12 protein-coding genes are annotated in these 13825 nt (G+C 32.0%); 2 read left to right on the top strand and 10 right to left on the bottom strand.

All coding sequences use genetic code 11. From position 1 onward, the window contains the following. Window positions 1-4 precede the first annotated feature (4 nt). The 6 genes from B0A66_RS16085 to B0A66_RS16060 all read right to left on the bottom strand — a co-directional run bounded on the left by B0A66_RS16085 (window position 5) and on the right by B0A66_RS16060 (window position 4944). Window positions 5-394: a DUF1398 domain-containing protein gene (locus B0A66_RS16085; protein ID WP_089050881.1), complete on the bottom strand. Its 390-nt coding sequence runs from the start codon at window positions 392-394 to the stop codon at window positions 5-7. A 142-nt stretch (window positions 395-536) separates the two neighbouring features. Beyond that, complete coding sequence (locus B0A66_RS16080; protein ID WP_089050880.1) at window positions 537-1379, bottom strand: maleylpyruvate isomerase N-terminal domain-containing protein; 843 nt, start codon at window positions 1377-1379, stop codon at window positions 537-539. Between the two features lie 8 nt (window positions 1380-1387). Continuing rightward, complete coding sequence (locus B0A66_RS16075) at window positions 1388-2245, bottom strand: mechanosensitive ion channel family protein (RefSeq protein WP_089050879.1); 858 nt, start codon at window positions 2243-2245, stop codon at window positions 1388-1390. Window positions 2246-2368: 123 nt separating this feature from the next. Then, window positions 2369-2836: a hypothetical protein gene (locus B0A66_RS16070; RefSeq protein ID WP_089050878.1), complete on the bottom strand. Its 468-nt coding sequence runs from the start codon at window positions 2834-2836 to the stop codon at window positions 2369-2371. Between the two features lie 29 nt (window positions 2837-2865). Continuing rightward, entirely contained in the window at window positions 2866-3540 is a 675-nt protein-coding gene (locus tag B0A66_RS16065; protein WP_089050877.1) for a hypothetical protein, read from the bottom strand. 117 nt (window positions 3541-3657) lie between these two features. Then, the gene (locus B0A66_RS16060) at window positions 3658-4944 is read right to left on the bottom strand and encodes a Na+/H+ antiporter (protein WP_089050876.1); all 1287 of its coding nucleotides are present in this window, start codon (window positions 4942-4944) and stop codon (window positions 3658-3660) included. Between the two features lie 317 nt (window positions 4945-5261). Here B0A66_RS16060 and dnaK point away from each other — a divergent pair, with 317 nt between their 5' ends. Next, window positions 5262-7148 (top strand): molecular chaperone DnaK, encoded by a 1887-nt coding sequence (gene dnaK, locus B0A66_RS16055; RefSeq protein ID WP_089050875.1) that lies wholly within the window; start codon window positions 5262-5264, stop codon window positions 7146-7148. Window positions 7149-7472: 324 nt separating this feature from the next. Here dnaK and B0A66_RS16050 read toward each other — a convergent pair whose 3' ends face one another. The 4 genes from B0A66_RS16050 to B0A66_RS16035 all read right to left on the bottom strand — a co-directional run bounded on the left by B0A66_RS16050 (window position 7473) and on the right by B0A66_RS16035 (window position 12582). Then, window positions 7473-11237, bottom strand: coding sequence for a DUF4132 domain-containing protein (locus B0A66_RS16050; protein ID WP_089050874.1), 3765 nt, complete (start codon window positions 11235-11237; stop codon window positions 7473-7475). Next, on the bottom strand, window positions 11234-11671 hold the full coding sequence (locus B0A66_RS16045; protein ID WP_089050873.1) for a hypothetical protein: 438 nt from the start codon (window positions 11669-11671) through the stop codon (window positions 11234-11236). Before B0A66_RS16045 ends, B0A66_RS16050 begins: the two co-directional genes overlap by 4 nt. Beyond that, window positions 11668-11853 carry a hypothetical protein gene (locus tag B0A66_RS16040; RefSeq protein ID WP_089050872.1) on the bottom strand — a complete coding sequence of 62 codons (186 nt, stop codon included), beginning with the start codon at window positions 11851-11853 and terminating at the stop codon, window positions 11668-11670. The genes B0A66_RS16045 and B0A66_RS16040 overlap by 4 nt, the downstream gene beginning before the upstream one ends. A gap of 84 nt (window positions 11854-11937) precedes the next feature. Beyond that, a complete protein-coding gene (locus tag B0A66_RS16035; protein ID WP_089050871.1) occupies window positions 11938-12582 on the bottom strand; it encodes a carboxypeptidase-like regulatory domain-containing protein in 645 nt (214 codons plus the stop codon). A 143-nt stretch (window positions 12583-12725) separates the two neighbouring features. Here B0A66_RS16035 and corA point away from each other — a divergent pair, with 143 nt between their 5' ends. Continuing rightward, on the top strand, window positions 12726-13796 hold the full coding sequence (corA, locus tag B0A66_RS16030; protein ID WP_089050870.1) for a magnesium/cobalt transporter CorA: 1071 nt from the start codon (window positions 12726-12728) through the stop codon (window positions 13794-13796). Window positions 13797-13825 lie beyond the last annotated feature (29 nt).

Here is a 13825-nt window from a genome sequence, read left to right as displayed (position 1 = left end):
ATTTTTAATCAGGAATTTTCTCAATCAATATTTCGTGTTCTTCCTGATCAAGATAAGTACAGGTCATTTCGATAATATCAACTCTCCATTTGGCGATACCACATTGTGCTGCCTGATTACAAAAGGTCAGATAGTCGGTTTGTCCTTCCTGATGCTGTACCAGAAACTCAATAAAGCGTTCTTTGTTTGCGGTAGGCGCTACTGTGATTACATCATATTTTTCATCAGAAGTTACCACGTAATTATTGACACCATAATATTCGACATGTCCGTCATTTATAAAGGTATCGTATCCTTTTACGCCTAAAATAATAAGGTCTTGTATATAATTTGGAAAATCAGCACCGGTTTGCACTTTGGCATGTGCTTCTTTTATTTGTTCTATCGTAAACATATTGTTGGTTTTTAAGGTTAATGTTTGTTGTGGTTTAGAAATTCAAGCATAGTCTTCGAATTTCGTGTACTTAAAATTAAAGTTAACGATTTTAAATTCAAAAAATATAGTCTTAAAGTTATCAGAAATTATCGGTTTCCAATTACGCCATGACAGCGATAATATTTAAAGCAACTTCGCCCAACTGTCTGTCTCCTGTAATTTCTACTTTTTCTTTAGCTTCAGAAGGTCTAATTCCTTTTGAAAATAGCAACCAGGCATCATTTGGATCAATTTTTAGAGTTGCAGCTGCTTTGTTGTCAAAGGATTCGATAAACTCCCATTCATTTTCTTTTTTAATGATGCTCCACTGACCACCAATTTCGGTATTGACAATAAGCGTTACTAGGGTGCCATTTTTTGCGGCTACATTTCTGTAAGCATACGGAAGTGCCTGCATAAAGATGTTGATGAACGGATAAAATAATTCTTTTGTAAAAAGTGCCTGCTTGCCAACAGCGTTTCTAATTTGTTGCTGGTGCAGAAATTTCTCAGTGTATTCACGTGCAATGTGAAACCAGTTTAAAGAGGTTTCCTGTCCCGCCCAGGCAACTGAAAAAATAGCATTTTCAAATGGATTTAAAGATTGTAAATGTTCAGAATACTGTTTGCCGGTAATAGCTAATAGTTCAGTCAAAACTACAGGACTTAACCGCTTTGTTGCTGTAGTCCATGACATGTTGAGCTGATTTAAAAAAGCAACTAAATCGTTGTAAGAGTTTATGTTTTCTGGCTTTTCTCCAAAATAATGATCTCGTGAGATCGATAAACCTCTTAGATTTCCGTCAAGCAGGTGAGAGGCAATGTCTTTAACCGTCCATTTTTTTGCAACAGTCTGAGCATTCCATTCTTCATCAGTTAAAGAATTTAAAAGTTCTATTAATAATTCGTCCAGAATAGAAAAAAGATGTAACGTGTCTATGGGAACAATTTCAGAGGATGCCATATAGAGAATTATTTTAAAATGTTGGTTTCGCTATTTTTTAGCGTTACAACTCTTTGTGGATAAGGAATATCGATGTTTGCTAAGTCAAAACGTTTTTTGATACTTTGTAATAAATCACAATAGAGTACAAATCCGTCTGTAGAGTTTTTTGCCCAAGCCCAGGCTTTTAATGTTACGCTGGAATCGGCAAGAGCCACAACCCGAGCCACAACCAAAGGAGTATTTTGTTCTTTGTTTTCAGCTGTTCGGTTGTCAATAAACAAAGGATGTTTTGCAATTTCTTCCTGCATGATCGCTAATGCCTCTTCGATATTGGATTCGTAACCAATACCAATTTCTATGACTTTGCAGCATTTCGTGTCATGCATGTTGGTATTGACAATAATCTGATTGCTGATAACGGAGTTTGGAATTATAATTCGATTGTTTTCAGCATCTTTAAGGACAACTTGTCTTAAGTTGATGTCTTCGACTATGCCTACAAAATTATTGATGGTGATTTTATCGTTGATACGGAAAGGTTTGAAAATGACAAGGAAAATTCCGCTTACGATATTGCTTAAAGCTTGTTGTGAGGCTAGTCCCGCTACTAAAGAAATAACACCGGCTCCGGCTAAAAAAGAATGTCCGATAATTTTGAACTCAGGAATTTGAATTAAAGCAAAAGCAAATCCCAGAATGTAAATTACGGTGATGATCAAGTGTTTTAAGAACTTAAAACCTGTTGCATCATATCCTTTATCATTTAGTTTACGATATAAGAAATAACGGAGTACCTTGTCTGTAACAGCTCCTAAAAAGATGGTAGTCACAGCAATAATGGCAATGATAACACCTATCTTAAAATCATTTGCAAAATCGAACATAAGGTTTTAGTTTGAATGAGAAAATCTCAAAAAGGAGATTTAAAAAGTATCACTTTCTAAAGGTACGAAATCCTATAATTTTAGGAACTAGTCAGGTCGCTATTTTCTTTTTGGACTGTTTTCTTAAATGCTTTCCAGATTATCCCATTCATATTCTATTTTGTTTAGTTTCCAATTGAAAAGGATCAGAAGTATGATCTCAATACGTAATTGAAAACGATTGTCTTCTGCAATAAAAGGAAGCACAAACATGGAGAATAAACAAATAATGATACCATAAATGGCATCTATTTTGCCAACTACTATAGCATTGTCTTTTTCAAACCAAAGTGAATAAGCAGCAAATCCTTTTATTAGCATAGTAATAATAATGAACATTCCTATGCCTGAAAATGCAGTGTCGCTGGAAAAGCCGTACAGAGATACATTTACATTAGGCATGAATAGATTTGTAATTACGGCACCAAGAGCACAAAGCGACAAAATCATAAAAAGCCAACAAAAGATTTTGATCCACCAAGGAAGAAGTTTTCGTCGGATCACCGGAGCTTTATCAAAATCATCAAAGCTGCTTTCTAATTCAGTATTCATGTTTTGTAGGTTTTATTATTTGGTGGTATTTAAATAATTTTGGTACTAATCAGAACTAAAATCGTGATTTGAATTCCGAGCATAATCCAGAAAAAGTTTCTGCTTGGTTCTGTGACATTTTTTAATCCGGTAATCATTTTGTTTTTGATAATGTCGGTAAAGCTTACGTTTTTATCTGTAAAATCAACATCGTCAAGACTTACTTTTTCAAAGCCGTAAATAATGATTTTTTTCAACCATTTGTTGTCGTTCGTATCTCTGATTTCCTGAATTACTTTTAGTTTTAGCTTTGTTTTATCTGTTCCTTGTTTTAATAAATCTGGCTGTTTCGATTTTAGTTTATTAAGAACCTTGTCGATAATAGGGAAGAGTATAGTTTCGCCTTTATCAGATAATAATTTATTGATGGTTTTGGATAGAATGTATTTATTTCCAAGAGAAAATAACGCAAAAGGAATAATTAACATAGCCAGAAATACTACCGGAAAGCCAATTGGTCTAATCATAAACAAAAACAGGATACCTGCGCCACCACCTGCATGTGCTGGTCCGCCACCGCTTTGTCCGGATAGTTGAAAAACAATTGTAAGTATAGAAATTAGTGAGAGAAGACCCAGTACTAATTGTCCCAGAATGTTTATTTTAAGAAAACTGAATGTAGCGCTGCCAAATAGTTTAGTAGCATATTTTAAATTATCATTCATTAAGTTGGTTTTGGTTTTAGTTAAAAATTTGGTTTTTGGTTGCGTAAAAGTATAGAAAAATAGTACAGTTGTTAACGTTTTTTAGATCAGTATTTATTTTTTAAATTAATTAAGAAGTTAAATGCTTGATTTAGAATTGGAATCTGCTTCTTTTTTTGCGTTTAGTTTTTTGACAATTAGTGGCAAAGTAAGTCCCTGTCCAATAAGCGTTATTAATACAACAGCAACGGAGATAAAAATAATAACTGTTCGCTCCGGAAACGGGGTTCCGTCTTGCAATTCTTTGGGTAAACCAATAGCGATGGCAAGAGAAACAATTCCTCGCATCCCTGACCAGCTAAGAATAATACTGTTGTTGAAATCAAGTAGCGCATGTTCGCTTACTTTTCTTTTTCGTTTTTCGTTTCTTTGAAAAGCTTTTTGAAGATTTATTTTCTGAAGAAAAATTCTAACCATTCTAATTAGCAAAGCTACAATTGTGATAATAAAAGCATAACCTATATAAGGTAAAATCATATCGTTATCAATGTCTTTTAAAATATATCTGAAATTAAGTCCGATTAGGATAAAGATTAATCCGTTTAGTAAAAAGATGATAATGTCCCACAAACTTCGGGAACTGTTTTTTAAGTTCTCAGGGAATATTTTTTTACTGAAACGAGCAATTGCCAATCCCGAAATGACAACTGCAATTACTCCTGAAACATGCAAATGCTCTGCAACTAAATAGGTAACGAAAGGCATTAGCAGCATAAAACTTATGGTAACATTGGTGTTTTTATGTACTTTATTTAATATGACGCTTAATATTTTTGCCATAACAAAACCTACCAAAAATCCACCGCCCAGTAATAATAGAAATTCAAGTGTTGCTTTCCAGATTACAAAAGCAGAACCCATTACAGCAGCGACAGCAAAACGATAGGCAACTAATGCTGAAGCATCATTGATTAAACTTTCTCCTTCGAGGATTGTAATGGTTTTATGTGGTATTCCGAGTCCTTTGGTAATGCTTACGGCTGCCACAGCATCGGTTGCAGAAAGAATTGCGCCAAGTACAAATGCCAAAGGCCAGGTTATATTTGGAATTAGATAATGAGCAACTACGGCAATCCAAAAAGTAGTAAGAAAAACTAATGTTATTGCCAGAGTACTGATAGTATTAAGATTCGTTTTGAAATCTTTTGGCGAAATATTAAATGAAGCATCATATAATAAAGGAGGAAGAAATATCAAAAATATAATCTCGGGATTAATTTGAATTTCAGTCATTGTGGGAATAAATCCAATTGCAACTCCTACAATAACCAATAAAATAGGGTAAGGCAGTTTTATTTTATCGGCAAAGGCAGAAAGACCAATAACGATGGTAAGAATAAAAATAATGATGCTGTAATTTTCCATCTTATATTGATTGAATTTTAGGAATATGCTAATGTATATATTTCATGCATTACTTGAAAATTTTGAAAGACATTAAAGTATTAATGCGTTGTTTTTCCTTGAACTGTCGTATAAAATGACGTTACTAAACGCTAATAATGACATGTTAAGTACTGCTATGCCACAAGTGTCAGGTTTTTTAAATGTCATGTTGTCAGATAATTTTTGACGGTCAGACATTAGAACTGACAATTTACTTTGTTTTTTATATTGGCACAAAGATTGACTTATGCCACGTGAGTTATAAAATAGTATATCTAAAACTAAATATATAAAAAATGGGTAAAATAATCGGAATTGACTTAGGTACGACGAACTCTTGTGTTTCTGTAATGGAAGGTAACGAAGCAGTTGTTATTCCTAACGCAGAAGGAAAAAGAACAACTCCATCTATCATCGCTTTTGTTGAAGGTGGCGAAATCAAAGTAGGTGATCCTGCAAAAAGACAAGCAGTAACGAATCCTACAAAAACGATTGCTTCTATTAAACGTTTTATGGGACACACTTTTGCTGAAACTACAGAAGAAGCAAAAAGAGTTCCTTACAGTGTAGTAAAAGGAGACAACAATACACCACGTGTGGATATTGATGGTCGTTTATACACTTCTCAAGAATTGTCTGCAATGACACTTCAAAAAATGAAAAAAACTGCTGAAGACTATTTAGGTCAAACTGTAACTGAAGCGGTTATTACTGTTCCTGCTTACTTTAACGATGCACAACGTCAAGCTACAAAAGAAGCTGGTGAAATTGCTGGTCTTAAAGTTATGCGTATCATCAATGAGCCAACTGCAGCTGCACTTGCTTACGGATTAGATAAAAAAGGAACTGATCAAAAAATTGCTGTTTACGATTTAGGTGGAGGTACTTTTGATATCTCTGTTCTTGAATTAGGAGACGGTGTATTTGAAGTATTATCTACAAATGGTGATACTCACTTAGGTGGTGATGATTTTGACCAAGTTATTATTGACTGGTTAGCTGACGAATTCAAATCTGAAGAAGGTATTGATTTACGTTTAGATCCAATGTCATTACAACGTTTAAAAGAAGCTGCTGAGAAAGCTAAGATTGAATTATCATCTTCTGCTGAAACTGAAATCAACTTACCTTACGTAACTGCTACTGCTTCAGGACCAAAACACTTAGTAAAAAAATTATCTAGAGCTAAATTTGAGCAATTATCTGATACTTTAGTAAAACGTTCTATGGAGCCAGTTGCTAAAGCATTAAAAGATGCAGGTTTATCTACATCTGATATTGACGAAGTAATCCTTGTTGGAGGTTCTACTCGTATGCCAAGAATCGCTGACGAAGTTGAAAAATTCTTTGGTAAAAAAGCATCAAAAGGAGTTAATCCTGATGAGGTTGTAGCTATTGGAGCTGCTATTCAAGGTGGAGTTTTATCTGGAGATGTAAAAGATGTATTGTTACTTGACGTTACACCTTTATCTTTAGGTATCGAAACTATGGGTGGTGTATTGACTAAATTAATTGAGTCTAACACAACTATTCCAACTAAAAAATCACAAGTTTTCTCAACTGCTGCTGATTCTCAACCATCTGTTGAAATTCACGTATTGCAAGGTGAAAGAGCTATGGCTGCTGATAACAAAACTATCGGTCGTTTCCACTTAGATGGTATTCCACCAGCACCAAGAGGAGTTCCTCAAATCGAGGTTACTTTCGATATCGATGCAAATGGTATCATCAAAGTTTCTGCAACTGATAAAGGAACAGGAAAATCTCACGATATCCGTATCGAAGCTTCTTCTGGATTAACAGCTGAAGAAATCGAAAAAATGAAAAAAGATGCTGAAGCTAACGCTGATGCAGATAAAATTGCTAAAGAAAGAGCTGAGAAATTAAACGAAGCTGACAGCATGATTTTTCAAACAGAAAGTCAATTGAAAGAGTTAGGAAGCAAATTAGCTGACGACCATAAAGTTGCTGTAGAGTACGCTTTAACTGAATTGAGAATGGCTCACCAATCTCAAGACATCACAGCTATTCAAACAGCTCTTGACAACATCAATGCAGCTTGGAAAACAGCTACAGAAGCTATGTATGCTCAAGGAGATCAAGGTGGTCAACAAGCAGCTCCACAACAAGAGCAATCTGCTGGAGACAATGTTGAAGACGTTGAATTCGAAGAAGTAAAATAATTTACCTCTGTAGAGACGCAATGTGCAATGTAGAGATGCACTGCAGTGCATCTTTACGACAATTGAATATAAAACCGGGTCAGAAATGACTCGGTTTTTTTTATGCATTAAACGTAGAGATGCACAGCAGTGCATCTATTAATCTTCATCTGGTGTAATAATTACAAAACCTTGTAATTCTTGAATGTCCTCTGTCATCTTGAATGATATTTTATAACTCATTTATCGAAAAACCCATAGTTGCGGAATCTCAGCAGTTCCGTTCAACACGAGTTTCATTGTTCGTGATACGCACGCAACGAAACTCTTGCTGTTGGGTGAAGTTTACATTGTTTGCAAGTGCATTATTTTTGCCAAGATAATGTACAATGTTTCATCATCCTCAATCGGTAGTTTTGTTTTTTTATCAGATTTTAATTTACTTGTATTCGGAATTAGATTAATGTGTTTTTGAGTTTCATTAGATTGTGCAAATCCACTGCTTAAGTTAATTTTATAAGTGTCATTCTTTCCATTGATTATAACGAAATTACCTTCAAATTTTTCTATGTTGAGTTTTAAAATAGGTGCGACTTTCTCAATAATTTGTTTTCTGATTTTTGCATTTGCATTGTCTGAAAAGAGTCCTTTTTGATATTCGGTTCTATAAGTTTCAAACTCTTGCCTATTTTCTGATAATTCTACATTATTAGCGATACTTGTAGTTGCAATAAAAAGATCAATATCTCTACAAATTTCAGATAGCGTATTTAAAGGAATTTCAGATAATTTTATTTTTTCAAAAGACTGTGTTGGTTTATAATCGTTAATTTTGGTTGAATTGCCTTTGGTAAAATAAATTGCCTTTGTAGGAATGGCAAAATTATATCTGTCATAATCGCATATTAGGTGAATTGTAATATTTAATGGCTTCAAATATACACGTGGCCAGTTTACTCCTTCGTGAACATATGTAAAAATCCAGCCTGTGTTATTCGCAATAGCCATTAGTTTTTGAACTTCTAGAAAATGATGGGCAAAACGTGGTGTTTCTAATAAATCTAATTCTGTTTTAGAGAAAGGATAATTTTCTCTAAATGCCTGCCTTTGAGTTTGAACAATTTTATTTACCCATAAGTAATTTTGCCACTGACTGATATTTTCTTCACTATTCGCGACTGGATGCCACAAACAAATCTCATCTTCTGAGTTCGAAGTAACTTCTTTATTATCGATATCTAATAACTGATTGTCTAAAACAATAAAGTCTTTATTTTGGGTTTTATTTGTCCAAATCAAGTTTTCAATATGAGGATATATTAAATCATGGTTTTTAATATATTTATTCCAATCTGAAAAAAACCATACTCTATCATAAAGCCAATACGTTTTGATTCGTTTACTTAAATCGTTAAAAATTGAATTGATTTGTTTGATTTCTGCATTGATTTCCTTTAATGTTTTGGCATGGTCATCTGATATTTGAGTTGGAAGTTTCTTTAAGCTATTCCCATCTTTATCCTCATAATCTTTTACTAGTTTTTTCTTTTGATAGCTTATAATTATCTTACAATCTCCTAATTTAAATGTTTTTTTTCCATCTTTAAAACCAAAAGATGGAATAGACATATCTGCTAATAGTTGTTCTGGTATTGGCGAATTTTCTTTAAATTTATCTATACTTTTTTCTAAGGCAACTACAAATTTATTATATTTTGTTTTGTTCCTCATGATGTTAAGCATACCAAAGGCTTCTTCTTTTTCGGTAGCAACCAACGCTTCTAATGCTAAATTTCCAGTAATGGTAGATTTTGCGCCAACACCATAAATTTTAGAATAAGAATACTCTGTGATATTTTTCAGAATACTCAAAGACAAATCATTTGGTTCAATATAAGCACATGACCAAATTAAACCTTTTAATGCATTCGCATAAACATCAAAAAACCAAGACTCTTCTTTTAGTGATAAATCAAATAATACTTGTAATTCTTTAAAGTATTTTTCAACTCCTAATTTTTCTATTACCTTTCGTAAACTAGATAACCATGCAGCAGTAGGTTTTTTTCCTTTGGGACTTTGGCAAATAACATTCATTATTTCATACCATTGTTCTTTTGAACTCAATTCATCAATGTACTTAACTTTAAACCACTCCCAATTAATATCTGAAAGAAATAAATTATCATTTTCTTCACTTTTTTGGCTATTTACCTGAGAATTTTTTAATTCAGAAAAAGTAATAGCAGTTTGTGAGGAAAAAGGTGGGTGTAAATTTTTAGAATTTTTAATGCTTGATTCAAACTGTTGATAAGTGGTGGACTCATTATCAGTAAACCAATCATGTATATTAGTGTCACTTATATATGTTTTCTCGAAATTTTCATGTTCATATTTATTCATGAATACTAAAGAAAGTAAAACATAGGGGATTTCATCCCAATGGTAAGTGGTTCCTGCTAATGGAACCGAAACTAATCTGTAGGGACTATCAGCTTCTAAAAGTAGATTATTACAATCTTCTACAAAAAATGAACTTCTAAATATTGTATCCTTACCTTTATAATTGATGGTGAATAATTTATCATTATCATCGGCATACAAGATTTCTTTATGTACTTTCTTCAAAGCTACAGGTACCAAAACATTCAAATCATCAATAAATTTCTTTATTAAATCTAATGATTTTGATTTTTCATGATTAGTTAAGTAACTATATGAATCAATATGAAATATTTTGGTTTTATAATAAAAACCGCTATATTTTAATAAGGCGACTGCTTTATTAAAATCTCTTATTTGAACACCAGAGAACTTTTTTGGACTAAATAATTTTGTTATAAAACTTTCTGATGCTGAATTGTCATTTGATTTTTCTTCTGTTTTAGAAGCTATTTCTTTTAAAAAAAACACTCCGTCTGCGTAGGGTTCCGTTTTTGTTCTTTTTAATAAAAGCATTTCGTACTTCTGAACAATTAAATTGTAATAATCTAATTGTGAAGATAAATTTTGTATCAACGGTGTGATTATATAACAAAAAATAAGATGAGAGTTTCTAATTTCGTTCTTTAATAGAGAACTGCGGTCTTCATTTTTTGACAATAAAAAGTCAATTTTTTCCTCTAACCATTCGGTTGTACAAACAATATTATTGGTTAGTGAAAGCAGTAAAACCTTCCAGTATCTATCTTGTTCATATAAAGATTCATTTTTTATAAAATAAATTATATGTTCTAAGATTCCTATTTCATTTCCTGCTGATTGATTTATTAACCTCTTCGCTTCTTCAAAATTATCTATGTTTAGCTTGGCTCTTTTATCTATTAATTTAAAGGCAAGAAAGTCTTTTAAAATTAAAAAAGAATCCTTATTCAAATTTGCTTTGTATGAATGATTATGCTCTTGGATTGCCTTTTCAAAGGCTTTTTCAATAGTTGCGTCGTAGGGGCTAATACTAATTGTTTCGGGTTTATCATTAATACGTTTTCCGTTTTCATCAACTAAACGGTCATATTGTAAAGTAGTAGATTTTAATAATAAAAATAATAAATAAGGTTTTTCTTCAAATGTTTGTTCATTTACGTATTCAAAAATGGCATTGAAATATATAGCATCGTTATGAAATTTTAGTTGAGCGAAATTACAAGGTAAATAACTGATGTTTTGATCTATTCGGGCATGAATTGCATGATAATATTTTGCAATTTGAGACCCAATATCTAATGGTCGGAATAAGTCTGGGTTTTGGTGTGCTAAGGTTGCGTGGCTATGCCATAAGGTAATATTACGATGGAAGTCGTAAGGAGTATCTTTTAATTCGAAAAATTTTTTTAGTAATATATTATTTGGGTAATGATTAATCAAATACATGAAAGCAAACTTTAAATAATACCCTTTTCGTACCTCTTCAAAGTTATCTTCAAAATACTTGTTTTCATGCTCTAATGTTCTGTAAACTTTAATTAATGGCTCAAAGAAGTTTGTTTCAAAAGTTGAGATATTAATTTTACTTTCATTAAACCAATCAAACAGTAAGTCATAAATGTCTTCTGAAATTTTGTACTCTAATTTTGGGTTTTCTAATTTAAAAATTTGTTCTAAAATATTCATAATGTTGTAAATGTTATGCTATCCATTTTTGAATTATTAATGAAGGATATAACAGAATTAGGATTAATAATAATAGGGTTTTCGATGTGTTCAATAACTATATTGTCTAAAATAACGATTATATTTTTAGATTGAATTTGACTCATTAATTCATAACTAAGGTATTCAGAATCAGATTTTCCGCCCCATTCTTGTAGCTTTGAACGTATAATCGTTTTCATCACTTCAGTTTCACTTTTTGGTATTTCTTCCAAATTATTGTATCCAATTTCTGTTAATAATGCCTCTATTTCAAAGATTTCTTTATGTCCATGTTTGTGACTGTCAAATAATTCAAATAAAAGTTGAAATAAGGATTCAAACTTATAGTTAAATAAATTTTTAAGATAATTCTTTTGGGTTCGACTAAGTTTTTGTATCTCTATTGATGTCATGTTCTATTTGTGTCAATGTAAAGTTTATCCTTGTTCCCCATTTCATCAATTTCTACATGAATCATTTCTTCGTGAAATCCAATAACTTTCCAATACATTTGGAAGTCTTCAATTCCTGTCCTTGAGAAAAGAATTTCATCTCCAGTATTAATATCTATGAAATTGTAATCTCCTTTTGCCATAATTTTAATTATTTAAGAAAAGTAAAATAATTTACCTCTGTAGAGACGCAATGTGCAATGTAGAGATGCACGGCAGTGCATCTACTAATCTTCATCTGGTGCAATAAGTACAAAAACTTGCAATTCTTGAATGTCCTCTGTCATCTTGAACGACATTTTTGCATTTTTAGTTAAAAACACTTCTTGTTTTTTATAGCCAATATAAGTAAGTACTATTTTAAGTCCTTCCTGAGCTTTAATATAAAACTGACCATCAAAGTCAGTTTGAGTTCCAATTTTAGTTCCTTTAATATTTATACTAGCTCCTGGTAATGGCATTCCGTATTGATCAATTACAGTTCCTGAATAATTTATTGGTTCAGGTATTTTAGGTACAATTAAATCATTTGATTCACTTATATCTGTTTGTTCTGTGTTTACATTGTTTTGAGCCTTTACCGTTTGATTTCCTAAGCCTAAAAAGGCTATTACAGATGCTGCTGCAATCATCCACAGTGTTTCTTTTTCTTTTGGAACACTAATTTTTCTGTTTAATTGCGAAACATTAAACCTGCCACACAAATTTTCGTCTTTATTGTAGGCTAAAAGAATTTCCCGATCAGATGCTCTTGTAAAATCAGTCACATTTTTTTTGCAGCTACTGCAAAATCTTCCTTTTTCAGTAACGGTCATTTTTTGCCAGTTCTCATGGCAAGGTTCTGGAATTGAGATTTTTATTTTTTGAGCCATTTATGTGACAGGTGTTTTTTAGTAGTTTTTGGTTGATAAATATAGCTAATTTTATAGCACTTTCTACGTTAACCAGCAAAGTGATAATTGTCATTTCGAGTTCAATTTCTTTTTCGTAATATTACTATTGTAAATTTCCATGAATGAGAAAGATAAAATATAAGAAGGGGCGGAAGCTCCAACACATTACTTTAGAGTACACAGGAACGCATAAAGACCATGAGTCAGAAATGCAATTGTTTGTATATAATGACGCCGATGTTGTTGAATATGATAAGTTTAATGTTTTAGCTTTAAATACCTGTATTGATTATTCTAAAAATAACTGGCTTAATATTCATGGATTAAGCGACATTAATTTAATCAAAACAATTGGTGCTCATTTTAAAGTAGATGATTTTTTATTAGCCGATATTTTAAATACCACCAAAAGAACCAAGTTACAAGAGCAGCAGGATATTTTGTTCTTTAATATAAAATCGCTTTTACCATCTGAGTATTCCGATAATATTAGTGTAGAACAAATTAGTTTTATTCTTAAGGACGGAATTCTGATTTCATTTCAGGAAAAACGAAGTGATTTCTTTACCCATATTCGTGAAAGGTTACGCACACATTCGGGAATAGTAAGAACCAAAAAAGCAGACTATTTACTATATCTATTACTGGATGCTGTAATGGAAAACTTTTACATTACGATTGAAGACGAAGAGGACAAGATTGAAGAATTAATCAACCTAACTAAAAAAGGAGCCGATCCTATTATTTTAGAAAAAATTGAAAATCACCGTGATAATTTTAATTTTTTAAAACGTTCTATAGTTCCGCTTCGGGATTCTTTGTATTACTTAAAAAGCATCAAAGATGACGATACAAATAACGGAATAGAAAAGGAAACGTTCAGTTTCTTTATCAGATTACATCAGAAAAGTTTAGAGCTCTTAGAACAGATAGATTCTGATATGAGTTCCCTAGAAAGTGCTTCTAATTTTTATTTTTCAGAACAAAGTCGAAAAATGAATGAAATTATGAAAACGCTTACTATTATTTCTGCCATATTTATTCCGCTAACTTTTATTGTTGGGGTATACGGAATGAATTTTGAAAACATGCCGGAATTGCGATATAAATATGGATATCATAGTGTTATGATTGCAATGTTTTTTTTAGTGATCGCATTGATTATCTATTTCAAAAAAAGACGTTGGTTTTAACGTTTGTTTGAGTTATAAAAAAATTGAAT

Source organism: Flavobacterium hercynium, from assembly GCF_002217285.1.
Classification (GTDB): domain Bacteria; phylum Bacteroidota; class Bacteroidia; order Flavobacteriales; family Flavobacteriaceae; genus Flavobacterium; species Flavobacterium hercynium.
Note: the sequence above shows the minus strand (reverse complement) of the source record. Positions and strands in the feature narration are given on the sequence as shown.